Origin of the sequence: Roseovarius confluentis (genome assembly GCF_002917925.1) — a bacterium.
Classification (GTDB): Bacteria; Pseudomonadota; Alphaproteobacteria; order Rhodobacterales; family Rhodobacteraceae; genus Roseovarius; species Roseovarius confluentis.
Genome location: NZ_PPFE01000006.1, coordinates 54,202 through 75,642, shown reverse-complemented (window position 1 = coordinate 75,642; position 21,441 = coordinate 54,202). Strand labels below are relative to the sequence as shown.

Sequence of the window (21,441 nt, the reverse complement as noted above, 5' to 3'; positions counted from 1 at the left end):
CGCTTATCTGTGCGAAATCAAACATTACTAACAACGCAGTATCAACTGCGTTGAAATAAGCGCAAGACAAGAATTGCCCTCGGGCCGGGACGCCTGGGTGGGATCAGGCGTCAGGACGCGGCCTTAGCCGCACCAGAAGCGCACGATGTTGTCGCTGCTGTCCAGATCGACATTCAGTCGCTTGGGATTGTATTCCATCGTGACGATGCCGCCGGGCGGTATGATGCGCACGGGCTGGTCCAGCGCGGACTGGTCGAACGCCGCGATCGGCTGGCCGACAAGGTCGGCGTGGTTGGCGGCCTTGCAAATGTCGGGGCCTTCCTCTTCGGCGCGCGAGGGCACGCCGTTATCCGTCACGGCCGGCCCGCAGGCCGCCACAGTTGCCAGTGTCGCTATTGCCCACCACCGCATCATCAAGTCTCCTTCGCGCGTTCCAAGGCAGCATTGGCCAAAGCATGCCGGCTGTGCAACCCTTAACGCCGACAGATTTGAAAACCGTTGTGTTCTCTTGGGTTGACCGCATCGCACAGAAATCTGTGCAGGGCTGCACCTTGCATTGCCGGCGCTGTCGGTTAGCTGTTCTCATGAACAAAGGACAAAGCGAGAGCCGTACATGACCGACGATACCTACACCCCGCCCGAAGTCTGGACCTGGGACGCCGAAAGCGGCGGCACCTTCGCCTCGACCAACCGGCCGATCGCCGGGGCAACCCATGACAAGGAGCTGCCTGTGGGCGAGCATCCGTTCCAGCTTTACTCCATGGGCACGCCCAACGGGGTGAAGGTGACGGTGATGTTCGAGGAGCTTCTGGCGGCGGGCCATGACGCGGAATATGACGCCTGGCTGATCCGCATCGGCGATGGCGACCAGTTCGGGTCGGGTTTTGTCGAGGTGAACCCCAATTCCAAGATCCCCGCGATGGTGGACCGGTCGGGGCCCGAGCCGATCGACGTGTTCGAATCCGGGTCGATCCTGATCCACCTGGCGGAAAAGTTCGGGGCGTTTTTGCCCACGTCCGGCCCGCAGCGGACCGAGGTGATGAACTGGCTGATGTGGCAAATGGGCAGTGCGCCGTATCTCGGCGGCGGCTTCGGGCATTTCTATGCCTATGCGCCCGAGAAATACGAGTACCCGATCAATCGCTTCGCCATGGAGACCAAGCGGCAGCTGGACGTGCTGGACAAGCGGCTGGCAGACCGGCCCTTTATCGCAGGGCAAGAGTACAGCATCGCGGATATGGCGATCTGGCCCTGGTACGGCAACCTGGCGCTGGGGCGGCAGTACAATGCCGGCAAGTTCCTGAGCGTGCACGAATACAAGAACGTGGTGGCCTGGGCCGAAAAAGTTCTCGATCGGGATGCGGTGCAGCGCGGGCGCATGGTGAACCGCACCTTTGGCGAGCCGCACGAGCAGTTGCTTGAGCGGCACGACGCTTCGGATTTCGAGACCAAGACGCAGGACAAAATCGGCGACAAGGGCTGAGCGCCAAGTATCGGCTTTCGCCGCGTTGACGGATAGGGCAGGGTGCGTCCTGAGAAGGAGTTTCCATGCCCGACCGTTCCCACCTGCTTGCCGTGCTGATCGACGCCGACAACGTGCCCTCCAAATACGCCGAGGCCATCCTGAAGGAGGTCACCAGCTATGGCGAGCCGGGCCTGCGGCGGGTCTATGGCGACTGGTCCAGCCAGCAGCTGAGCGGGTGGACCAAGACGGCGCAGAACCTCGGGCTGGTCCAGCATCAGCAGACGGCGAATACCAAGGGCAAGAACGCGTCGGATATCGGGCTGGTGATCGACGCGATGGACATCCTGCACGCAGGTCATTTCGACGGGTTCGTGCTCGTCTCGTCGGACAGCGATTTCACCCGGCTGGCCAGCCGCATCCGCGAACAGGGCCTGACGGTGATCGGCATCGGCGAGGCCAAGGCGCCCGACGCGCTGAAGAATGCGTGCAACCGGTTCGTGGCGATCGAGAACATCTACCAGGAGGCCGGATCATCCGCGCGCACCAAGGCCAAGGCGGGGCTCGATTCGAAATCCGCCTCCAATGCCCGTAACCTGATTTTCGACGCGATGGAGAAGATCGATCAGGAGGGCGAGTGGTACCCGTTGGGGCGGATCGGGCAGCAGATCCAGGCGGACAAGCCGGATTTCGACACGCGGACCTATGGTGAGAAGAAGCTGAGCGACCTTGTGGGCAAGCTGAAGGTGTTCGAAACCAAGTCGGGCCCGGGCAACCAGATGCTGGTGCGCCGGGTCGACTAGACTAGAAGGCGCCCATTTCCAGCCCCGCCCCGAGCGCCTGACCCAGCTCGCGGCAGGGGGTAAGGTCCTCTTCCGACAGATGTTTATCGGCCAGGATCTGATCCTGCGTCTGGGCGTGGGTGCAGATGATGAACGGCTCCTGCACCGCTTTCAGCCGCCAGCCCTGGGCGATACGGGCGATCTGTTTCTGGGCATTGGTGCCGTCCGACCCGGCGCAGACCATCTGGGCATAGGGGCGCCCCTCGATCCGGCCCAGCACCGGGTAATAGCAGCGATCGAAGAAGTCCTTCATCACGCCGGCGATGGCGGCCAGGTTTTCGGGCGCGCAGAAGATATAGCCGTCGGCGCGCAGAAGGTCATCGGGGCCGGTGTCTTCGGCGGTCTGGAGCGTCGTGGTCGTCTCATCCCGCGCGGCCTCGGCGGCGGCCTGTGCCATCTGGCGGCTGCCGCCGGTCTTGGAATGATAGACGATCAGAAGCTCGGCCATGGGCCGTGCCCTAGTTCATCAGCCCGGCATGGCGCAAGCCGTCATCGACCATCGCCTTGGTCTCGTCGCTGAGGTCGGTCAGGGGGGAACGCACCTCGTCGCTACACAGACCCAGGCGCGACAGGGCGTATTTCGCGCCCACGAGGCCCGGTTCGGTGAAAATCGCCTTGTGCAGCGGCATCAGCCGGTCCTGGATTTCCAGCGCCTTGGCATAATCCCCCGCCAGAGTGGCGTTCTGTACTTCGGCCACCATGCGCGGCGCGACGTTGCCGGTGACCGTGATCACGCCAACGCCGCCCTGGGCGTTGAAGCCGTGCGCGGTCGCGTCCTCGCCGGAGATCTGGCAGAAGTCCTTGCCGCAGGTCATGCGTTGGTGGCTGACGCGGGCCAGGTCACCGGTGGCGTCCTTGACGCCGACGATACGCGGCAACTTGGCCAGTTCGCCCATCGTGTCGGGCATCATGTCCACCATGGAGCGGCCCGGAATGTTGTAGATGATGATCGGCAGGTTGCAGCAGTCGTGCAGCGCGGTGAAATGGGCGATCAGTCCGCGCTGGGTGGGCTTGTTGTAATAGGGCGTCACCACCAGAGCCGCATCGGCGCCGACCTCTTCGGCGTGCTGGATGAAGCGGATCGATTCGAGCGTGTTGTTGCTGCCCGCGCCCGCGATCACCGGAATGCGGCCGTTGACGGCGCGCACTACTTCGGACACCACGGTTTCATGCTCGGTATGGCTGAGCGTGGGGCTTTCGCCGGTGGTGCCAACGGGCACGAGGCCGTGGCTGCCTTCGGCGATATGCCACTCGACAAGTTTCTTGAGCGTATCGAGATCCAGCTCGCCGTCCTTGAACGGCGTGACCAGGGCAGGAAATGATCCTTTGAACATGATACGCTCCTCTCTATGTCGTAGCCCGTGGGGCTGGTGGATGACCGCGGTGGAACACGCAATCGTGCCGCGGCGTTGCCCAGCTTGTGAATGGACGATCCGTCCCCTTGAAACTAGGCTGGCTGTGTCTATCGTCGCTGGCCCGGGAAAATGCAAGAGATGTTCAGCGTTCAAAGAGTTGTCGTGGCCTTAATGGCCCTGCTGTGGCCGCTGCTCGCGGTGGCCCAGTCCGAGGATGGGGGGCAGGCGGAGCCCGCTGCCGTCTCCGAGGCCGAGGCCGAGGCGAGTGCGGAGGAAACCGTCATGGTCGCCCCCGCGCCGCGCATACCGCCGCGCCCGATGTCGAGCGCGTTCGATGCAATGCTGGCCGGGCGCTGGACTACGGCGGTGCAGATTGCTGAACGGGCTGGGCCTGCGGGCGTGACGCTGATCGAATGGCACCGGCTTCGGGCGGGCGAGGGCACGCCGGAGGAAATCCTGACCTTTCTCGAGGACCATGCCGATTGGCCAGGGCTGGATTATCTGCATACGCAGGCCGAGGTGGCGATGATCGACGCCTCCCCCGAGGAGATCATTACTTTCTACGAAGACCGGGTGCCGCAATCGGGCCTTGGCGCGCTGTCCTATGCGCGGGCGCTGCAGGAGGCCGGCCGGCCCGGCGATGCCGATGTCGCGATCGTGCTGGCGTGGCGGACGCTGGACTTGTCGACGGCGGAGCATGACGCCTTTATCCGGGCGCGACCGAACCTTTTGAAGCCGCATCATGCGGCGCGGCTGGACATGGCCTTGTGGCGGGGGTTGCGGGACGTGCAGCAGATGCTGCCGCTTGTGGACGAGGAGACGCGCGATATCGCCCAGACCCGGCTGGCGATCGAGGCCGATGCGGACGGTGCGGACAAGCGGCTGGAGCTGCTGCCTGATGCGGCAAAAAGCAACCCGCATATCGCCTATGCCCTGTACAACCGCCATATTCAAAAAAACCGGCCGGACGACGCGATCAAACTGATCCTTCGGCAAAGCCGGCTGGAAGGCAACGGGCTGGGCGATGCCGAACGGTGGGCCGGCTGGCGGCGGGAATTGGCACGCGACCGGATGCGCGACGGTGCGGCCCGCACGGCCTATGACCTGGCATCGGTGCACGGGCTTGTGGAAGGCTCGCATTTCGCCGACCTGGAATGGCTGGCGGGGTTCATCGCGCTCACGGACCTGAACGACCCCGAACTGGCGATTTTCCATTTCCAGCGGTTCATGGACGGGGTCGAGACGCCGATCTCGCTGGGTCGGGCCGGGTACTGGCTGGGCCGGGCGCAGGAGGCGGCGGGCAACGAGAGTGCCGCCGAGATAGCCTACGAGTTGGGGGCGCTGCACCAGACCAGCTTTTACGGGTTGCTGGCGGCCGAGCGGGGCGGGTTCCCGTTCGACCGCAAGCTGAGCGGGCGACAGAGCTTTGCGGACTGGCGCGAGGCGGACTTTGCGCAGGGCGAGGTGTTCCAGGCCGGTGTGCTGGCGCTGGCTAACGGGCGCGTGTCACTGGCTGAGCGGTTCTTCAAGCACCTCGCAGCCACGCTGGAGCCGCCCGAACTGGGCCAGTTGGGGCAAGCGATGCACGACCTTGGGTCGCCGCACCTGCAGGTGATGGTGGGCAAGGCGGCGGCGCAGCGCGGGATCACGCTGCCGGCGCCATACTATCCGCTGCACCCGATGCACGAGTTGGAGCTTCCGGTGCCGATGGAGCTGGCGCTGGCGATCGCGCGGCGCGAAAGCGAGTTCGACCAGGGCGTGGCCAGCGGCGCGGGCGCGATGGGCCTGATGCAGCTTATGCCCGGCACCGCCGCCGAGGTCGCCCGGCGGCTGGGCGAGCCCGGGCACACCCGGTCGCGCGTTTTCGACGATTGGGCCTATAACGCACGGCTTGGCTCGGCCTATCTGGCGCAGATGGCGTCGCAGTTCGACGGTAATGTGATCATGATGGCCGCAGGGTATAACGCGGGCCCTGCCCGGCCGCCGCGCTGGATGACGCGGTTCGGCGATCCGCGGCAGGAGGGCGGGGACATCATCGACTGGATCGAACATATCCCGTTCAACGAGACGCGAAACTACGTGATGCGCGTGGCCGAAAGCCTGCCGGTCTACCGGGCGCGGCTGGGAAAAGAGCCGCACCCGGTGCCGTTTTCGCAGGAGCTGGTCGGCAATACGCTTTCACCGACGGTGGATTGACCCGGTGATGCGGTGCCGGGGGCGGCATCCGCCTCGTCCCACGTTCCGCGCGGATCAGTGGTTGGAGTGGTCCATGCTTTCGCCGCCCTCGGGGCGCGCCTCGACGTTGAACGTGATCTCGACTTCGCCCGCCTTTTCGAAGACCAGCGTGGCCGGGATTTCCAGACCGTCCTCGAACGGTGCCTCCAGCCCCATGAACATCACGTGATAGCTGCCGGGGGCGAGCTCGACCGTTTCACCGGCGGCGATGGGCAGGTTTTCAACATGCATCATCTTGGCGACGCCGTCGGTTTCCTCGGTGGTGTGGACCTCGACCTTGGGAAAGTCGGCGCGCACCTCGAGCAGGACGTCGTCGGTGTCGCCATTGTTGGTAATGGTAAGAAAACCGGCGCCGGCCTTCGCCATTTTCGGCGTCTCGAATGCCATCGGGTGCATGATTTCAAGGTCGCCCACGGTGTAATCATGTGCGGTCGCGATGCCTGTCGAAAGGATGAGGGCAGATGCAAGTGTAGGAAGGGTTTTCATGTCAGTTTCCTGTGGTGTGGTGGCGCGGGCCATGTGCCGCGTGCCGGATGTGGTATGACAACGCTCCGGGCCGAAGCCCGCCTGCGTCTATTGTCTGGGGGAGTGTTGTGCGGGCGCTGTGCGCGCACCAAGTCAAGCCCGCAGCGGCGGAGCGCGTGCGGCGTTCTGAACCGGGGCGGTGGTCACCGGCTGTGACGTGCCCGTCTGGAATAGGGCGAGCGCGGCGGGCACCTGCAACGGCGTCGGCAGAGTCCGGTCCGCGCCGAGGTTGAAGGCCGTTACCCCGAAGAAGGGGCAGGAGTCGACCAGCAGGCCGGTTTCGTCGTCGTTTTCCACCGGCAAGCCGGTCTCCATCGAGACGTAGACGATCTGGCCGCCCGAGCAGAGCGCCATCAGCCCTGGGTCAGGCGCGGTTAGGATCGTGGGCTGGGCCACAACGCGGATCGCGATGAACAGCGCGACGAGTACCGTCAGTGCTGCCTTGCAGATCGCTGTCACGTTTCGCGCCTTGCGCATGGGGTGTTCCCTTGCCGTCCACGCGTTTTGATACATCGTCTGCCGTGCGCGGGAAAGCCCGGTAAAATGCCGCACTGAAGCGTTTCCGGGTCAGTCTGAAACATGCATCGCTTTTTGCGTCTCAAGAGGCAGTGAAAAGCGATTCACTGTGTCCCGGAAATGCTTTAGCCGCGCAGCCGCTGGCGCCAGAGGGTAAACAACCCGGCGGCCACGATGAGCCCCGCACCGAGCGCCACGTTGAGGCGGATCGTTTCGGAAAAGAACAGGATGCCGATGGTGCTGGCGAAGACCAGTTGCAGATAGGCGAAGGGCTGGACCGCGCTTGCCTCGGCGACCTCGTAGCACTTGATAAGCGTATAGTGTCCCGCCGCGCCGGTAACGCAGAGTGCGGCCATCCAGAGCCAGTTATAGGCCGACATCGGCTCCCAGAACCAGATGCCGACGGCGGTCATGGCGACCGAGCCCACCGTGCCGGTCCAGAAAAAGCTGGTTGCGGCGCTGTCGCGGCGGCCGACATAGCGCGTCAGTAGCCCGTAGAGCGCGAACATCAGGGCGGCGATCAGGGGCACGATAGCCTCGGGCTGGAAGACGCCGAAGCCAGGTTCGAGGATGATCGTGACGCCGACGAAACCCACGCCAATGGCCGCCCAGCGGCGCCAGCCGACGCTTTCGCCGAGGACCGGGCCGGAGAGCGCGGCGATGAGCAGGGGATAGCAGGCAAAGACGGCGTGGCTTTCGACGAGGCCCAGCAGGGTGAAGCCGAAGATCATCACGCAGATCTCGGCTACCAGCAGCACGGCGCGGAAGCCCTGTACCAGTGGCTGATCCGTGCGGGCGGCAGCGCGCAGACCCCCGGCGGTGCGGCTGGCCACGGTCATCACGAAGGCCGCAAAGAACCAATAGCGGATCATCACGATCATCAGCACGTTGTATTCCCGCGCGAGGTATTGCGAGATGCCGTCCTGCACCGCGAAGATGAAGGTGGTTGTCACCATCATCAGGATGCCGAGACGAGTGTTCTGCTCTGCCATGGTCAGATCTTTCTTGCGCGGGTCATGTGTCGCTTGCGCCCGTATCCCGGAACGCGCGTGACTTCAAATCCCGCCGCCTGTAATCCGCGCCGGACGAAGCCCGCGGCGGTGTAGGTGGCCGCGGTGCCGCCCGGCGCGGTGTGCCGGCCCACTTCGCGCATGAGGTCTTCTTGCCAAAGCTCGGGGTTCTTTGCCGGGGAAAAGCCGTCGAGAAACCAGGCGTCTGCCATGCCGTCCCAGCCCGGGAGGGTGGCACGTGCGTCGCCCTGGATGACGCGCAGGGTGAAATCGGGGCCGGTCAGAAGGTCGCCGAAGGGGCCGCAGCGTTCCAGTTCGAGCGCTTCGACCGGCAGATCGGGAAAGGCCGAAAGGGCGCGCGCGATCTGGGCCGGGTCCATCGGGAATGCCTCGAAGCTGGTGAAATGCAGGGTGCCCGGCGCGCCCGCCGTGCGCCACGCCTGAAGTGCGGTCAGGAAGTTGAGGCCCGTGCCGAAGCCCAGCTCGGCGATGTGAAAGCCGTTGCGAAACCGGGCGGGAAGGTCGTTTCCGTCCAGAAAGACGTGGCGCGTTTCGGCCAGGCCGTTTTCGAGGCTGAAATACGGGTCGTCGAACTGGGTGGAGACCGGCACATCGCCGTCACGCCATTCCAGTTCTGCCTGCTGGTCCTGCATCGCGCCTTCCGGTAGTCAGGGAAAATCCCGGCGACCATGCCGCCGGGCAGGGGAAATGACAATGGCAGACGTCACCATATTCGGCGCCGGGATCTTCGGCTTGTCCATCGCCTTTGCGTGCCAGTCGCGGGGGGCGTCGGTGCGGGTGATCGACCCCGGCGGCGTGGGTGCGGGGGCGTCGGGCGGCGTGGTGGGCGCGTTGGCGCCGCACGTGCCCGAGAACTGGAACGAGAAGAAGGCGTTCCAGTTGGAGAGCCTGCTGTTGGCCGAGGCGTTCTGGGCCGAGGTGGCCGAGGTATCGGGCCTGCCCTCGGGGTATGCGCGAACGGGCCGGGTGCAGCCGGTGGCGGACGAGGCCGCGCTGGCGCTGGCGCGGCAGCGGGAGGTCACGGCGCGCGAACTGTGGGGCGAGGCTGCGACGTGGCAGGTGGTGGCGGTGGATACGGTGGCCCATGCGCCGGTCACGCCCACGGGGTTGCTGATCCTCGACACGTTGTCGGCGCGGCTGCATCCGCGCGAAGGCGGCAAGGCGCTGGCGGCGGCGATCCTGCAACGTGGCGGAGAGATACTGGCGGAAGGCCATGCGACGGGGCGCGTGGTACATGCCACGGGTGTCGCGGGGCTGGCGGAGCTGTCCGACAAGCTGGGCGCGCCGGTGGGCAATGGCGTGAAGGGGCAGGGGGCGGTGCTGGATTTCGCCGCGCCGGACGCTCCGCAGGTGTTTGCCGACGCGCTGCACGTGATTTTTCATCGAAACGGGACGACCGCCGTTGGGTCGACCTCGGAGCGCGAGTATGCAAGCGCGACGGACACGGATACGCAATTGGACGAGGTGTTGGAACGCGCCCGCGCGGCGGTGCCGGCGTTGCGCGACGCAAAGGTGATCGAGCGTTGGGCCGGGGTGCGGCCCCGGGCGCGGTCGCGGGCGCCGATGCTGGGGGTGCATCCGCTTTACCCGGACCAGTTCATTGCCAATGGCGGCTTCAAGATCGGGTTCGGCATGGCGCCGAAGGTGGCGCAGGTGATGGCGGATCTTGTGCTGGACGGGCGGGACGAGATCCCGGCGCCGTTCAGGCCCGAGGCGTCTTTGCCGAAGTCGGGATGATCAGCCTGCCTTTGCGGCCATGCACTGTCGCCCGTCCGGGCCACGCACCCAACATGAGCCGTCCTCGCCCCAGCAGAGCTCTGCCGTCTCAAAGTGCATCAGGGGGCTGGTCGCGCGGAAGCCGAAGCGTTTCAGACCGCCCAGTTCGGCATCGGCCATCTGCATCAGGTGATGCGCCAGAAGGGGCCCGTGGACGACAAGGCCGTCATAGCCTTCGACCTTTCGGGCATAGTCTTCGTCGTAGTGGATGCGGTGGCCGTTGAAGGTGAGCGCCGAGTAGCGAAAGAGCAGCGTGCTGTCGAAGCTGACCGTGCAGGTTTTCACCGCGCCGTCGGGGGCGCGGGGCGGTTCGGGTTTTTTGCCCGTCTCATCCTCGCGATAGACGAGGTCCTGATGCTCGGTGATGCAGCAGATGTCGTCTTGCCAGATTTCGTGGCGCAGGGTGACGAAGGCCAGAGGGCCGCTGCGACCCTGCTTGTGTTCGGCCTTTTCGCGGGTGGTGCGGCGGGTGGCGGGCTGTCCGGCGCGGAAGGGCGCGTGAAACTGCAGTTGGCCGCCCGCCCACATGCGCCGGGGCAGGCCCATGTCGGGGATGACGCCGCCAAGTTTGGGATGCCCGTCGCGGCCAAGGTCGACGGGCACCTGCGGGTCCCAGAAATAGATCTGGTGGAAGAACGGCGGAAGGGCGTCTCCTTCCTGTATGGCTGGCGTGTCACCCAGCGTCGCCTGAAGCGCGCGAGCGCGGGCCGGGTCGATCGGATCGATAAGGGTTTGCGTGGCGTCTGTCATCGTGGCCTGCAGTCTGGTTTTGGCGTATGTCTATGCCCGGGTTTGCAAGGATGACAATCCCCCTGGCAAAGGAGACGCTGATGCCCCCCGCACTGACATCGCTGGATCATCTTGTGCTGACCGTGGCGGATATCGACGCGACACTGGCCTTTTATACCGATGCCCTGGGGATGAATGCGGAGGCGTTCACCCCTGCCGACGGCTCGCGGCGGTGGGCTCTGAAGTTCGGAGTGCAGAAGATCAACCTGCACAAGGCCGGGGCGGAGTTTGAGCCGAAGGCAGCGCATCCCGCGCCCGGCACGGCGGACCTGTGTTTCCTGAGCGACCTGCCCTTGGCCGATTGGCAGGCGCATCTGCATGTGCAGGGCGTGACGGTCGAGGAAGGGCCGGTACCGCGCACCGGGGCGACGGGGCCGCTGACCTCGATCTATGTGCGGGACCCGGATGGCAACCTGATCGAGATTTCCAACGCTGGTTGAGCGCCTAGTCCGGTTCGGCGAAGCTTTCGGCGCAGAAGCGGTGGATTTCAAGCGTGTCGCTCCAGTGATCCTTGGGCAGGCCTGCCTTGACCTTCAGGGCAGTCAGGAATTCGACGGGGTCGGGCAGGCTGTCCCAGACCATCGGCAGGAACACACCGCGCTTGGCCCCGTCGCGCAGGACCAGCCCGTCGCGGTACGGCGTCAGTTGTGGCAGCAGGTCGGACTCGCCTGAAAACGTCATTGGCGCGGAGGGCGACAGGACTGCGATCTTGAGGCGCAAGTCGGGGACCTCTTCGGCGGTCACAGGCTTGAAACGCGGATCGGCGGATGCGGCCTTGACCGTGTTGTCCGACACGTCGCGCACCAGCGGTTGATGCGCGGTGAGCGAGCCGATGCAACCGCGCAGGCGTCTGTCCTGTTGCAGCGTGATGAAACTGGTACCGTGGCCGCGCAGCGTCTGCGGAAAGCTGGTTTCATCGAGCTTGGGCGGCTTGCCGCGCTTGGTGAAGGAGTCGAGCGTCTGCCGCGCGGCCTTGAGCAGCATCTGGCGGTGGCGCGGGATGATGACCTCGTCGGTGGTGTCGAAAAGCGCCCATGCGCCGTAGCCCACGGTGCGAGAAGTGTCGCCGGTGACATCGGCGCTGGAGGCCATGGCGAGACGGGTGACGCGCAGGCCCGCGCCCGTCTTCGAGGCGAGGAACCCTGCTATACCGCTTGCGCCGCAGGCATGACGGGATGTGAGCATCTTGCCCTTGGAGGTTTCCAGCAGCTTGGCGGTCTCGGTGTCCTTGGCGTCCGCCGCCTCGCGGGGCAGGAAATGGCTGAGGTCGCTGGACAGGACGAAAAGCGGCTGGTCCAGCGCACTGAGGTGGTCGATGGCGGCGGACACCTGGTCTTGGGGGGCGTTGCCGATGACGAGCGGCACCACCTTGGCGCGGGGATGCAGGCGGTGCAGGAAAGCAAGCTGCGTCTCGATGCCGTGCTCGCGGTCATGGGCAGCGTCCTCGACATGGGCCAGCCCTGCCTGCACGAGGCTGTTGGCAGCTGCGCGGTCGATCATCACGTCGAAACCGGGCATGGCGTAGCCCTTTTGCGAGGGCAGGGCGATGCCCTCGAAGGCGTGCGCATGCGACGGCGACAGGATGACGATGGTCGAGGGGCGCCCGCGTGCGGTAGCCCGCCACGCCGCGCCGGCCAGCCAGCCGGAAAAGCGATAGCCGGCATGGGGCGAGATGATCGCGCGGGGCACCGAGCCTTCGGGCCGCCAGCCGCTGGTGCCACGGGTGATGCAGCTTTCGGCCTCGGACCAGAGCGCGTCGGGCTCGGCCGGGTAGAAGGTTCCGGCGACGGCTGGTTGGCGCATCATGGGGTCGGGTTCACTGTTCATTTCGGGATCGCATGCCTATTTGGTAGGCAGGATCATGGAGGAAAACGACCGGCGATGCACCCCGCGCGATTCTGGGAGACTGAAAGCGATGGAAGGCTGCGCTGCACCCTATGCCCGCGCTTTTGCACCTTGCGGGACGGGCAGCGCGGCATGTGTTTCGTGCGGATGCGGCAGGGCGACCGTATGGTGCTGGACACCTACGGGCGCTCGACCGGGTTCTGCATCGACCCGATCGAGAAGAAGCCGCTGAATCACTTCCTGCCGGGTACGCCGGTGCTGAGTTTCGGCACGGCGGGGTGCAACCTGGCGTGCAAGTTCTGCCAGAACCACGAGATATCTAAGAGCCGCGAGGTTGACAGCCTGGCGCATCAGGCGGCGCCGGAGAAGATTGCCCAAGTGGCGCGGACAGAGGGCTGTGCGTCTGTGGCGTTCACGTACAATGACCCGGTGATCTTTCACGAATATGCGTTGGACACCGCCACAGCCTGCCGTGAAGCTGGCGTGAAAAGTGTGGCGGTGACGGCGGGGTATATCTGTGATGCGCCACGGTCGGAATTCTTTGCCGCGATGGATGCGGCGAATATCGACCTGAAGGGGTTCACAGAAGGGTTCTATCGCAAGCTGACCGGTTCGGAGATCGCGCCGGTACTGGAGACAATCGATTATGCGGTGAACGAGACCGAATGCTGGGTCGAACTGACGACGCTGCTGATCCCCGGCGAGAATGACAGCGCGGCGGAGCTGGAGGCGCTGTCGGCCTGGGTGATGGAGATATGCGGTCCCGACGTGCCGCTGCATTTCACCGCTTTTCATCCCGATCACCGGATGCTGTCGCACGCGCGCACGCCGCTGGAGACGCTGCTGCGGGCGCGTAACGTGGCGCATCAGGCGGGGCTGCGGCATGTCTATATCGGTAACGCGCATCACCCCGACGCGCAGTCGAGCTATTGCGCCGGGTGCGGAGATCGCGTGATCGGGCGGGACTGGCACGCGCTGTCGGACTGGAAGCTGGACGATTTCGGCGGGTGCGTCAGCTGCGGCACGCGCTTTCCCGGCGTGATCGACGGCCCGCCGGGGGGCTGGGGGCGCAAGCGGCGGCCTGTGCGCATGGCCTGAGGATGCGAAAAAGCCCCGGGTGGCGCGCCGCCCGGGGTCAGGTTGCCTGGCAGGCGGAGGAAAATCTTACCAGTCCGTCGGGCCCTTCTCGGCGAAGGCGTGGACGAGGAAGTCGATAAAGGCGCGGACCTTGGGCTGTGTGAAGCGGCCCGGGGGATACACCGCGTAGATGCCTTGGGTTTCCATCGGCAGGTCGGGGATGACGTCGACCACGTGCCCCTCTTTCAGCGCGTTGGCGTAAAGAAAGCTGGGCAGGTAGGCGATGCCAAGGCCAGAGATCGCGGCGTTCAGGAGCGACTGGCCGTCATTGACCGACAGGCCACCCGCGGTGCGTACCTGGCGTTTTTCGCCCGAGGGCGCGGTCAGCTTCCAGACCGAGCCGTTGGACTGGCTGGAATAATGCAGGAGCTTGTGCTCGTTCAGATCGTCGATCTTGCCGGGCCGGCCGTGTTTCTCCAGGTAGCTCGGGCTGGCGATCATACGCTTCGTGGTCTCGGTCAGCTTGCGGGCGCGCAGGGTGCTGTCTTCCAGTTCGCCGATTCGGATCGCCATGTCGAAGCCCTCGGAGATCAGCTCGACGTAGCGGTTGTTGAGCACCATGTTCACGGTGATGTCGGGGAAATCGTCGAGGAACTGCCCAAGTATCGGACTGAGGTGATTCACACCGAAATCGGTGGCCACCGAGATGCGCAAGAGGCCCGAGGGGTCGGACTGCATGGAACTGACCAGCGCATCCGCCTCGCCCGCATCGTTGAGCACGCGCAGGGCACGGTCGTAATAGGCCAAACCGATTTCCGTCGGGCTGACCCGGCGGGTGGTCCGGTTCAGCAGGCGCGCACCCAGTCGGGCCTCGAGCGACGAGACGTGCTTGGATACGGCGGATTTGGAGATGCCCATCTTGCGCGCGGCGTCGGTGAACCCACCCTGGTCCACGACGGTCGCAAAGGCCTCCATTTCGGTAAGGCGATCCATTCTCGATACCCTCGTCATTTATTGTTGAATTGAAGGTATCGCGGGAAATTCAGGCACAACTGCGGCGCGGGCCAGACAATATCTTGGTTTTGTGGTGCATCGTTCGTGGCCCGGAAACATGTTTGCGCCTTGATCCGGAGCCTGCCACCTTGCCGTGTTGCCCGCGCGCCCCATGTCTAGCAATGTCGCAGGTTCGTTCAGGCAACGCGGCGCCTGCGGGATTCGAACAAGGGAGAGCTCGCATGAAACTTCTTGCCAAGACTGCCGCCGCTTTGGTGCTGACCGCCTCGATGGCCTTTGCCCAAGGCACACCAGTCCCCGACGGCGCAGAGGTGTATTTCGTCAATCTTGAAGACGGCGCGACCGTCTCGGCCCCTGTGAAAGTCGTGTTCGGCCTGAGCGGCATGGGCGTGGCGCCTGCCGGCACCGAAAAAGAGAATACCGGGCACCACCATATCCTGGTGGACCGCGCGCCTCTGGGCGAAGGCCCCGATGGCGAGGAGGAACTGCAATCCGCAATCCCGTCGGATGAGAACCACGTGCATTTCGGCGGTGGTCAGACGCAGGTGGAACTGGACCTGGAGCCGGGCGAGCACACGCTGCAACTGGTGCTGGGTGACATGAACCATGTGCCACACGACCCGCCGGTGACGTCGGACCAGATTACGATCACGGTCGAGTAGGCGCGGTCAGATCCACTTCAGCTTTCGCAAGATCCAGACTGCGCCGACGGTCAGGACCACCAGCACAAGACACAGGGCGGCGAAGGCCCAGGGGGTGTCCACACCGGGCATCCCCGCCACGTTCACGCCGAAAAGGCCGGTGATGAACCCGAGCGGCAGGAAGACCGCCGCGACGATCGACAGGATATAGCCGTTGCGGTTCTGCCGCTGGTCGGCCTGAGTGGCGTGATGGTCCTGCACGGCCTCCATCCGCCCGATCATCGATTCCAGTTCCTCGACCGCCAGCTTTGCCAGGTTGCCCAACTCGCGCAGCCGCGCGCGGGCGTCGGACGTGACAAGCTCGCTGTCGGTGCCGACGAGCGCGATCAGCGCGTCGCGCTGAGGGGCGAGGTAGCGGCGCAGGCGGATCGCCATGCGCTGATCCTCGGCCAGATCCTCGGGCGGATCTTCATCGTCGTCCTCGACGCTGTCTTCCATGTCGTCCACGCGGCGGCTGAGGTCGAAGACCGTGTCCTGCACCCGCGTCATGAGCCGCTGCGCGAGGTCATGCACGAAGGCGACCGGGCTGGCGGGCGCGTCGCCGTTGGCCGCGTCTTCCCGGATGGCGTCGATGGCGAAGACCCGGCGCTTGCGCACTGTCACGACCAGGCGCTCGGTCACCCACATGCGCACGGCCACCATCTGGTCGGCGGGGCCGTCTGCGTTGAGGTTCACGCCGCGCAGGTTCAGCATCAGCCCGTCGCCGTAGCGGTCACAGCGCGGCCGGGTTTCCGGGGCCAAAAGCGCGGTGGCCGGGATGGACGGAACGCGCGCCTCAAGCCACGCCGGTAGCTCCGGATCGGCAAGGTCGAAATGCCACCAGGCATAACCTTTGTCCGGACCGTTTTCCGAGGCCGGGCGGGCGGTGCCATCGGGGGCGATATCGAAGGCGCAGACGGGCATGGCGCGACCCTAGGGCCGGGCGTTGGCGGCGACAAGACCTAGAGCGTCGCCGCCAGCCGCGTGCCCTGGTCGATGGCGCGCTTGGCGTCGAGTTCCGCCGCCACATCCGCGCCGCCGATCACATGACAGGTCATGCCCTTGGCCTCGAGCGCGTCGGCAAGGCTGCGTTCGCTGACCTGACCGGCGCACAGGACGATAGTGTCGACTTCCAGCGTGCGCGGGTCTTCGTGCCCCTCGCCATTGGACACCACGAGGCCAGTGGGTTCGATGCGCTCATAATTGATGCCGCCGACCATCTCGACATCTTTCATCCTGAGCGATGCGCGGTGAATCCAGCCGGTGGTCTTGCCCAGCCGCTTGCCCACGCGTTCGGATTTGCGCTGCAAGAGCGTGACGGCGCGGGCGGGCGCATCCGGCTGCGGGCCTTCGGGGGCAAGGCCGCCGGGGGTTTGGGCGGGGTCGCCGACGCCCCATTCCTCTTTCCATTCCGCGAGGTTCTCGGTCGGGCTTTCGCCCTCGTGGACAAGGAACTCGGCCACGTCGAATCCGATTCCGCCCGCACCGATGATGGCGACGCGCTTGCCCGCCGGCTTCTTGTGCTTCAGCACGTCGATGTAGGAGAGCGTGTTGTCGCCCTCCTGGCCTTCGATCTCGGGGTCGCGGGGCAGGACGCCGGTGGCGATGACCACCTCGTCAAACCCGGCCAGGTCGTCGGCCTGCACGTCATGGCCCAGCTTTACGATCACGCCGGTCTCTTTCAGCATGGTATCGTACCAGTCGACGAGGCCGAAGAATTCCTCCTTGCCGGGGATCTGCTTGGCCATGTTGAGCTGTCCGCCGATCTTGTCGTCGCGGTCGAAAAGCGTCACGTCATGGCCGCGCTGCGCCGCCGTGATCACGGTGGAAAGGCCCGCGGGACCGGCGCCGACGACGGCGACGGTCTTGGGGGTGTCCGTGGGCGTGATCGGCAGCTCGGTTTCATAGCAGGCGCGCGGGTTCACGAGGCAGGTCGAGATTTTGCCCGAGAAGGTATGGTCAAGGCAGGCCTGGTTGCAGGCGATGCAGGGCGCAATGGTGTCGGCGCGGCCCTCGATGGCCTTTTTCACGAACTCCGCATCGGCCAGGAACGGACGGGCCATCGAAACCATGTCGGCGCAGCCGTCGGCCAGCACGTCCTCGGCCACCTGCGGCGTGTTGATCCGGTTCGAGGTGATGACCGGGATGCCCACGTGCCCCATCAGCTTCTTCGTGACCCAGGTAAAGGCCGCGCGGGGGACGGAGGTGACGATGGTGGGCACACGCGCCTCGTGCCAGCCGATGCCGGTGTTGATGATGCTGGCCCCGGCCTTTTCGACCGCTTTGGCCAGTTGCACCACCTCGTCGAAGGTCGAACCTTCGGGGACGAGATCGATCATCGACAGGCGGTAGATCAGGATGAAATCGGGGCCAACGGCCTCGCGCACCCGGCGTACGATCTCCAGTGGCAGACGCATCCGGTTCTCGTAGGATCCGCCCCAGCGGTCCTCGCGCTTGTTGGTGTGGCGCACGAGGAACTGGTTGATGAAGTACCCCTCGGAGCCCATGATCTCGACCCCGTCATAGCCCGCCTGGCGGGCGCGGGCCGCGGCGGTAACGATGTCGGCGATCTGTTTTTCGATTCCGTCCTCGTCCAGTTCCTTGGGCGGGAAGGGCGAGATGGGCGACTTGATGGGCGAGGGGGCGACGCATTCGGGGCCATAGGCGTAGCGGCCCGCGTGCAGGATCTGCATGGCGATCAGGCCGCCGGCGTCGTGCACCCGGTCGGTCACGACCTTGTGGTTGGCGATGTCCTGATCGTTGAAGAGGCCCGCCGCGCCGGGAAAAACGCCGCCTTCGCGGTTGGGGGCCATGCCGCCGGTGACCATCATGGACACACCGCCACGGGCGCGGGTGGCATAGAATTCGGCGACGCGGTTCCAGTCCTTGGTCTCTTCCAGCCCGGTGTGCATCGAGCCCATCAGCACGCGGTTCTTCAGCGTCACGTGGCCCAGGTCGAGCGGGGCGAGCAGGTGGGGATATTGGGTCATGTGCGGCCTCCCGGGAGACGTTCGGATCAAAACGTAGGTTGACGCGCACCATGGTCACGTCAGCCGCGATTGTCACGCCCGACGCTGCGTTAGGCGGCGGAACGGGTCACCCGGATGTGATGCCGGGTGCGGGGGCGAGTGGTTGACGACAGTGTGTGATCCTGTCCAAACTTCGCGCCAACCAAATATGCAAGGAGACCGCCTATGCTGACCCGACGCAACCTTCTCGCCGGTGCCGCCGGTCTGGTGGCCACGGCCCCGCTCGCTGGTCTGGCGCAATCCGGCCCGGCCATTCACGTGATGAAAGATCCCAACTGTGGCTGCTGCGGCGCGTGGATGGACATTCTGCAAGGCGACGGCTTTGCCGTGACCAGCGAGGATGTGTTCGGCACGATCCTGTCGCGCTACAAGATCGACAACGGCATTCCGCAGCAGATGATCTCGTGCCACACGGCCAAGGTCGATGGGTACATGATCGAAGGTCACGTGCCGCCCGCCGATATCCGCCGCCTGCTGGACGAGCGCCCCGACGCGGTGGGCCTTGCGGTGCCGGGGATGCCCTACGGCTCGCCGGGGATGGGACCGGAGGACCGGCGCGAGGCCTATGACGTGCACCTGATCCTGCGGGACGGCAGCACCGAGGTCTTTTCCAGCTACGACGCGGCGGCCTGAGCGAGCTCAGGCGCTGGCCGCCCAGTCCCAGTACATCTCGCGCACCCGGCGCGTGACCGGTCCGATCTGGTAGTTGGTGTCGTCAAACGCCGTGACCGGAATGACCTTCATCATGTTGCCGGACAGAAAGACCTCGTCGGCATCGTGGAAATCGTCAAAGGACATGACGCATTCATGCACGGTCACGCCGTCGGTGCGCAGGTTCTCGATATGCCGCGCGCGGGTGATCCCGGCCAGGAAGGTTCCGTTGGGCACGGGCGTGAAGACCTCGCCATCCTTGACGGCAAAGGCGTTGGCGGTGGCGGCTTCGGCCACGTTGCCAAGCGCGTCGGCCACCAGCGCGTTGGTGAAGCCCTTGGATTTCGCCTCGGCCAGCATCCGGGCGTTGTTGGGGTAAAGACAGGCGGCCTTGGCGTTGACCACCGCGTCCTCCAGCACCGGGCGGCGAAAGCGCGTGCGGGTGATGGTGGCCGAATGCTCGGGCGGGGCCATGGGGATTTCCTCAAGGCTGATGGCAAAGCCGGTGGCGCCGCCGTCCTTGGGCACGATGGCCGACATGCCGCCCTCGATCGCCCAGTACATCGGGCGGATATAGACGGCCGCATCAGGGGCGTAGGCTTTCAGCCCGTCCTGCACGATCTCGACCATGTCCTGCACCGACACGGTCGGCGTGACCATCAGCGCCTCGGCCGAAGCGTTCACGCGGGCGCAGTGCCGGTCGAGGTCCGGAGTCAGCCCGTGGGCGAACCGGGCCCCGTCGAAGACGTTCGAGCCCAGCCACATGCCGTGATCGGCGGCGCGCATCACCGGGATATCCCCGTCATGCCAGGTGCCGTTGAAATAGGTCCGGATGTTGCTGCCTGTGGCCATGGTCGCCTCCCTTTGGCGCGGACCCTAAGCCCGGTCGCCCAAAGGGTCCAGAGGTGTCAGCCGGCTTCGGCCAGCAAAGCCTCGATATCCAGCCGGCTGTTGGCCATCTTGAGATTGCCCTGCGCGTCGCGCGGCCAGTCTTCGGGGGCGCGGTCACGGTAAAGCTCGACGCCGTTGCCATCGGGGTCGGACAGGTAGACCGCCTCGCTGACGCCATGATCGGCGGCGCCTTCCAGCGCGATGCCCGCCTCCAGCACGCGTTTCAAAGCTTGCGCCAACGCGGTGCGATCGGGGTAGAGGAATGCCGTATGGTAAAGGCCCGTATGCCCGGACGGGGGCGGCGTGCCACCCTTGCTCTCCCAGGTGTTCAGGCCGATGTGATGGTGGTAGCCGCCCGCGGATAGAAATGCGGCCTCGGTGCCATAGCGCTGCTGAAGCTCGAAGCCCAGAACGCCGGAATAGAAGGCGATGGCCCGTTCCAGATCCGACACGCGCAGGTGCACGTGGCCGATACGGGTTTCAGGATGCGTTGTGAATGTCATGATATGACCCTTTCTTGCTTGCGCCATAGATGGGCCAGTTGAACGCACCGCGCAATTCCGCGCACTGACGCAGAGATCGTGCGAAAATGCAGAGGCTTTTCTTGCCGCAAATACTCCGGGGTGTTTGAGGCGCAGCGCCCCTCATGCCCTTCAATCGAGCGTGGCGAAGCCACTCAATCGGGTCAGGCGCCGACCATGCCGACGATGTCCTTGGTGCGTTTGAGGATCGGCGCGGCGATCTCGCGGGCCTTTCCGGCGCCGTCCGACAGGATGCGGTCGATCTCGGCGGCGTCCTGCATCAGGCGGGCCATCTCTTGGGAAATCGGCGCCAGCTTTTCCACCGCCAGCTCGGCCAGCGCGGGCTTGAACGTGCCGAACTGCTGCCCGCCCACGTCGCGCATCACGCCATCGACGCTCTGGTCGTTGAGCGCCGCGTAGATGTTCACCAGGTTGCGGGCCTCGGGGCGGTCCTCCAGCCCTTCGGCGTCCGAGGGCAGCGGCTCGGGATCGGTCTTGGCCTTGCGGATCTTCTTGGAAATCGTGTCGGCATCGTCCGTGAGGTTGATCCGGGACATATCGGACGGATCGGACTTCGACATTTTCTTGGACCCGTCCCGAAGGCTCATGACGCGGGTGGCTGCCCCCTCGATCACCGGCTCGGTGATGGGGAAAAAATCGACCTCGAAATCGTTGTTGAACTTGATCGCGATGTCGCGCGTCAGTTCCAGGTGCTGCTTCTGATCCTCGCCCACAGGCACATGCGTAGCGTGGTAGGCCAGGATGTCGGCGGCCATCAGCGCGGGGTAGGCGAAAAGGCCAAGCGAGGCGTTTTCCTGGTTCTTGCCGGCCTTGTCCTTCCACTGGGTCATCCGCTTCATCCAGCCCATGCGGGCGACGCAGTTGAAGATCCAGGCCAGTTCGGCATGGGCCGAGACCTGGCTTTGGTTGAAGAGGACCGACCGCGCCGGATCGACGCCAGAGGCGATGAAGCCCGCGGTCAGTTCGCGGGTGGCGCGGCGCAGGGCCTCGGGGTCCTGCCAGACGGTGATGGCGTGCATGTCGACCATGCAGAAGATCGACTCGACCCCGCTGTTCTGGCTGTCGGCAAAGCGTTTCAGCGCACCGAGGTAATTGCCCAGATGCAGGTTGCCGGACGGCTGGATGCCCGAGAAGACGCGGGGGGTGAAGCTGGCCTCGGCCATGGCGGACTCCGTCTGGAA

At 65.2% G+C, this 21,441-nt stretch carries 23 protein-coding genes; 8 read left to right on the top strand and 15 right to left on the bottom strand.

The genetic code is table 11. The annotated features are described in order from the left end of the window. Window positions 1-123 precede the first annotated feature (123 nt). Window positions 124-411: an I78 family peptidase inhibitor gene (locus tag C2I35_RS14375; protein WP_211286156.1), complete on the bottom strand. Its 288-nt coding sequence runs from the start codon at window positions 409-411 to the stop codon at window positions 124-126. A gap of 202 nt (window positions 412-613) precedes the next feature. Here C2I35_RS14375 and yghU point away from each other — a divergent pair, with 202 nt between their 5' ends. Beyond that, complete coding sequence (gene yghU / locus C2I35_RS14370) at window positions 614-1,483, top strand: glutathione-dependent disulfide-bond oxidoreductase (RefSeq protein WP_103763760.1); 870 nt, start codon at window positions 614-616, stop codon at window positions 1,481-1,483. A gap of 65 nt (window positions 1,484-1,548) precedes the next feature. Next, complete coding sequence (locus tag C2I35_RS14365) at window positions 1,549-2,265, top strand: NYN domain-containing protein (RefSeq protein ID WP_103763759.1); 717 nt, start codon at window positions 1,549-1,551, stop codon at window positions 2,263-2,265. Between the two features lies 1 nt (window position 2,266). Here the strand turns inward: C2I35_RS14365 and C2I35_RS14360 are convergent, their stop codons facing one another. Both C2I35_RS14360 and dapA read right to left on the bottom strand, forming a co-directional pair. Next, a complete protein-coding gene (locus C2I35_RS14360; protein WP_103763758.1) occupies window positions 2,267-2,752 on the bottom strand; it encodes a flavodoxin family protein in 486 nt (161 codons plus the stop codon). Between the two features lie 10 nt (window positions 2,753-2,762). Further along, the gene (gene dapA, locus C2I35_RS14355) at window positions 2,763-3,638 is read right to left on the bottom strand and encodes a 4-hydroxy-tetrahydrodipicolinate synthase (protein WP_103763757.1); all 876 of its coding nucleotides are present in this window, start codon (window positions 3,636-3,638) and stop codon (window positions 2,763-2,765) included. A gap of 192 nt (window positions 3,639-3,830) precedes the next feature. On the opposite strand from dapA, the gene C2I35_RS14350 reads away from it, so the two are divergent. Further along, entirely contained in the window at window positions 3,831-5,855 is a 2,025-nt protein-coding gene (locus C2I35_RS14350; RefSeq protein ID WP_245890502.1) for a lytic transglycosylase domain-containing protein, read from the top strand. Window positions 5,856-5,909: 54 nt separating this feature from the next. Here C2I35_RS14350 and C2I35_RS14345 read toward each other — a convergent pair whose 3' ends face one another. The 4 genes from C2I35_RS14345 to mnmC2 all read right to left on the bottom strand — a co-directional run bounded on the left by C2I35_RS14345 (window position 5,910) and on the right by mnmC2 (window position 8,598). Continuing rightward, window positions 5,910-6,380, bottom strand: a complete 471-nt coding sequence (locus tag C2I35_RS14345) for a copper chaperone PCu(A)C (protein ID WP_103763878.1) — start codon at window positions 6,378-6,380, stop codon at window positions 5,910-5,912. 132 nt (window positions 6,381-6,512) lie between these two features. Next, on the bottom strand, window positions 6,513-6,896 hold the full coding sequence (locus C2I35_RS14340) for a hypothetical protein (protein WP_103763755.1): 384 nt from the start codon (window positions 6,894-6,896) through the stop codon (window positions 6,513-6,515). A gap of 164 nt (window positions 6,897-7,060) precedes the next feature. Beyond that, window positions 7,061-7,927, bottom strand: a complete 867-nt coding sequence (locus tag C2I35_RS14335) for a DMT family transporter (RefSeq protein ID WP_103763754.1) — start codon at window positions 7,925-7,927, stop codon at window positions 7,061-7,063. A gap of 2 nt (window positions 7,928-7,929) precedes the next feature. Next, entirely contained in the window at window positions 7,930-8,598 is a 669-nt protein-coding gene (gene mnmC2, locus C2I35_RS14330) for a tRNA (5-methylaminomethyl-2-thiouridine)(34)-methyltransferase MnmC2 (protein ID WP_103763753.1), read from the bottom strand. Between the two features lie 61 nt (window positions 8,599-8,659). Between mnmC2 and C2I35_RS14325 the strand changes: the two genes are divergently transcribed. Continuing rightward, window positions 8,660-9,703 (top strand): NAD(P)/FAD-dependent oxidoreductase, encoded by a 1,044-nt coding sequence (locus C2I35_RS14325; protein WP_103763752.1) that lies wholly within the window; start codon window positions 8,660-8,662, stop codon window positions 9,701-9,703. Here C2I35_RS14325 and C2I35_RS14320 read toward each other — a convergent pair whose 3' ends face one another. After that, entirely contained in the window at window positions 9,704-10,492 is a 789-nt protein-coding gene (locus C2I35_RS14320; protein ID WP_103763751.1) for an HTD2 family dehydratase, read from the bottom strand. Window positions 10,493-10,572: 80 nt separating this feature from the next. On the opposite strand from C2I35_RS14320, the gene C2I35_RS14315 reads away from it, so the two are divergent. After that, on the top strand, window positions 10,573-10,971 hold the full coding sequence (locus tag C2I35_RS14315; protein WP_103763877.1) for a VOC family protein: 399 nt from the start codon (window positions 10,573-10,575) through the stop codon (window positions 10,969-10,971). Between the two features lie 4 nt (window positions 10,972-10,975). On the opposite strand, the gene amrB is transcribed toward C2I35_RS14315, so the two are convergent. Then, a complete protein-coding gene (gene amrB / locus C2I35_RS14310) occupies window positions 10,976-12,358 on the bottom strand; it encodes an AmmeMemoRadiSam system protein B (protein ID WP_103763750.1) in 1,383 nt (460 codons plus the stop codon). Between the two features lie 54 nt (window positions 12,359-12,412). Here amrB and amrS point away from each other — a divergent pair, with 54 nt between their 5' ends. Beyond that, a complete protein-coding gene (gene amrS, locus C2I35_RS14305) occupies window positions 12,413-13,474 on the top strand; it encodes an AmmeMemoRadiSam system radical SAM enzyme (RefSeq protein WP_103763749.1) in 1,062 nt (353 codons plus the stop codon). A gap of 66 nt (window positions 13,475-13,540) precedes the next feature. Here amrS and C2I35_RS14300 read toward each other — a convergent pair whose 3' ends face one another. Further along, window positions 13,541-14,446, bottom strand: a complete 906-nt coding sequence (locus tag C2I35_RS14300; RefSeq protein ID WP_103763748.1) for a LysR family transcriptional regulator — start codon at window positions 14,444-14,446, stop codon at window positions 13,541-13,543. A 242-nt stretch (window positions 14,447-14,688) separates the two neighbouring features. On the opposite strand from C2I35_RS14300, the gene C2I35_RS14295 reads away from it, so the two are divergent. After that, complete coding sequence (locus C2I35_RS14295) at window positions 14,689-15,129, top strand: DUF4399 domain-containing protein (RefSeq protein WP_103763747.1); 441 nt, start codon at window positions 14,689-14,691, stop codon at window positions 15,127-15,129. A 6-nt stretch (window positions 15,130-15,135) separates the two neighbouring features. On the opposite strand, the gene C2I35_RS14290 is transcribed toward C2I35_RS14295, so the two are convergent. After that, window positions 15,136-16,071, bottom strand: coding sequence for a CorA family divalent cation transporter (locus C2I35_RS14290; RefSeq protein ID WP_103763746.1), 936 nt, complete (start codon window positions 16,069-16,071; stop codon window positions 15,136-15,138). A 38-nt stretch (window positions 16,072-16,109) separates the two neighbouring features. Next, window positions 16,110-18,137, bottom strand: coding sequence for an NADPH-dependent 2,4-dienoyl-CoA reductase (locus tag C2I35_RS14285; RefSeq protein ID WP_103763745.1), 2,028 nt, complete (start codon window positions 18,135-18,137; stop codon window positions 16,110-16,112). Between the two features lie 204 nt (window positions 18,138-18,341). Between C2I35_RS14285 and C2I35_RS14280 the strand changes: the two genes are divergently transcribed. Further along, entirely contained in the window at window positions 18,342-18,809 is a 468-nt protein-coding gene (locus C2I35_RS14280; RefSeq protein ID WP_103763744.1) for a DUF411 domain-containing protein, read from the top strand. Between the two features lie 6 nt (window positions 18,810-18,815). On the opposite strand, the gene C2I35_RS14275 is transcribed toward C2I35_RS14280, so the two are convergent. The 3 genes from C2I35_RS14275 to trpS all read right to left on the bottom strand — a co-directional run bounded on the left by C2I35_RS14275 (window position 18,816) and on the right by trpS (window position 21,423). Beyond that, window positions 18,816-19,679 (bottom strand): branched-chain amino acid aminotransferase, encoded by an 864-nt coding sequence (locus tag C2I35_RS14275; RefSeq protein WP_103763743.1) that lies wholly within the window; start codon window positions 19,677-19,679, stop codon window positions 18,816-18,818. Window positions 19,680-19,735: 56 nt separating this feature from the next. Beyond that, on the bottom strand, window positions 19,736-20,221 hold the full coding sequence (locus C2I35_RS14270; protein ID WP_103763876.1) for a VOC family protein: 486 nt from the start codon (window positions 20,219-20,221) through the stop codon (window positions 19,736-19,738). Window positions 20,222-20,403: 182 nt separating this feature from the next. After that, window positions 20,404-21,423, bottom strand: a complete 1,020-nt coding sequence (gene trpS / locus C2I35_RS14265) for a tryptophan--tRNA ligase (protein WP_103763742.1) — start codon at window positions 21,421-21,423, stop codon at window positions 20,404-20,406. Window positions 21,424-21,441 lie beyond the last annotated feature (18 nt).

Excerpts from the sequence above, each read along its gene's own strand:
- C2I35_RS14325 (WP_103763752.1), top strand. The coding sequence starts at position 8,660 with ATGGCAGACGTCACCATATTCGGCGCCGGGATCTTCGGCTTGTCCATC.
- mnmC2 (WP_103763753.1), bottom strand. The coding sequence starts at position 8,598 with ATGCAGGACCAGCAGGCAGAACTGGAATGGCGTGACGGCGATGTGCCG.
- C2I35_RS14290 (WP_103763746.1), bottom strand. The coding sequence starts at position 16,071 with ATGCCCGTCTGCGCCTTCGATATCGCCCCCGATGGCACCGCCCGCCCG.
- C2I35_RS14375 (WP_211286156.1), bottom strand. The coding sequence starts at position 411 with ATGCGGTGGTGGGCAATAGCGACACTGGCAACTGTGGCGGCCTGCGGG.
- yghU (WP_103763760.1), top strand. The coding sequence starts at position 614 with ATGACCGACGATACCTACACCCCGCCCGAAGTCTGGACCTGGGACGCC.
- C2I35_RS14300 (WP_103763748.1), bottom strand. The coding sequence starts at position 14,446 with ATGGATCGCCTTACCGAAATGGAGGCCTTTGCGACCGTCGTGGACCAG.
- trpS (WP_103763742.1), bottom strand. The coding sequence starts at position 21,423 with ATGGCCGAGGCCAGCTTCACCCCCCGCGTCTTCTCGGGCATCCAGCCG.
- C2I35_RS14340 (WP_103763755.1), bottom strand. The coding sequence starts at position 6,896 with ATGCGCAAGGCGCGAAACGTGACAGCGATCTGCAAGGCAGCACTGACG.
- C2I35_RS14350 (WP_245890502.1), top strand. The coding sequence starts at position 3,831 with ATGGCCCTGCTGTGGCCGCTGCTCGCGGTGGCCCAGTCCGAGGATGGG.
- C2I35_RS14275 (WP_103763743.1), bottom strand. The coding sequence starts at position 19,679 with ATGGCCACAGGCAGCAACATCCGGACCTATTTCAACGGCACCTGGCAT.
- C2I35_RS14360 (WP_103763758.1), bottom strand. The coding sequence starts at position 2,752 with ATGGCCGAGCTTCTGATCGTCTATCATTCCAAGACCGGCGGCAGCCGC.
- C2I35_RS14285 (WP_103763745.1), bottom strand. The coding sequence starts at position 18,137 with ATGACCCAATATCCCCACCTGCTCGCCCCGCTCGACCTGGGCCACGTG.
- C2I35_RS14345 (WP_103763878.1), bottom strand. The coding sequence starts at position 6,380 with ATGAAAACCCTTCCTACACTTGCATCTGCCCTCATCCTTTCGACAGGC.
- amrS (WP_103763749.1), top strand. The coding sequence starts at position 12,413 with ATGCACCCCGCGCGATTCTGGGAGACTGAAAGCGATGGAAGGCTGCGC.
- C2I35_RS14335 (WP_103763754.1), bottom strand. The coding sequence starts at position 7,927 with ATGGCAGAGCAGAACACTCGTCTCGGCATCCTGATGATGGTGACAACC.
- C2I35_RS14295 (WP_103763747.1), top strand. The coding sequence starts at position 14,689 with ATGAAACTTCTTGCCAAGACTGCCGCCGCTTTGGTGCTGACCGCCTCG.
- C2I35_RS14365 (WP_103763759.1), top strand. The coding sequence starts at position 1,549 with ATGCCCGACCGTTCCCACCTGCTTGCCGTGCTGATCGACGCCGACAAC.
- C2I35_RS14320 (WP_103763751.1), bottom strand. The coding sequence starts at position 10,492 with ATGACAGACGCCACGCAAACCCTTATCGATCCGATCGACCCGGCCCGC.
- C2I35_RS14280 (WP_103763744.1), top strand. The coding sequence starts at position 18,342 with ATGCTGACCCGACGCAACCTTCTCGCCGGTGCCGCCGGTCTGGTGGCC.
- dapA (WP_103763757.1), bottom strand. The coding sequence starts at position 3,638 with ATGTTCAAAGGATCATTTCCTGCCCTGGTCACGCCGTTCAAGGACGGC.
- C2I35_RS14270 (WP_103763876.1), bottom strand. The coding sequence starts at position 20,221 with ATGACATTCACAACGCATCCTGAAACCCGTATCGGCCACGTGCACCTG.
- C2I35_RS14315 (WP_103763877.1), top strand. The coding sequence starts at position 10,573 with ATGCCCCCCGCACTGACATCGCTGGATCATCTTGTGCTGACCGTGGCG.
- amrB (WP_103763750.1), bottom strand. The coding sequence starts at position 12,358 with ATGAACAGTGAACCCGACCCCATGATGCGCCAACCAGCCGTCGCCGGA.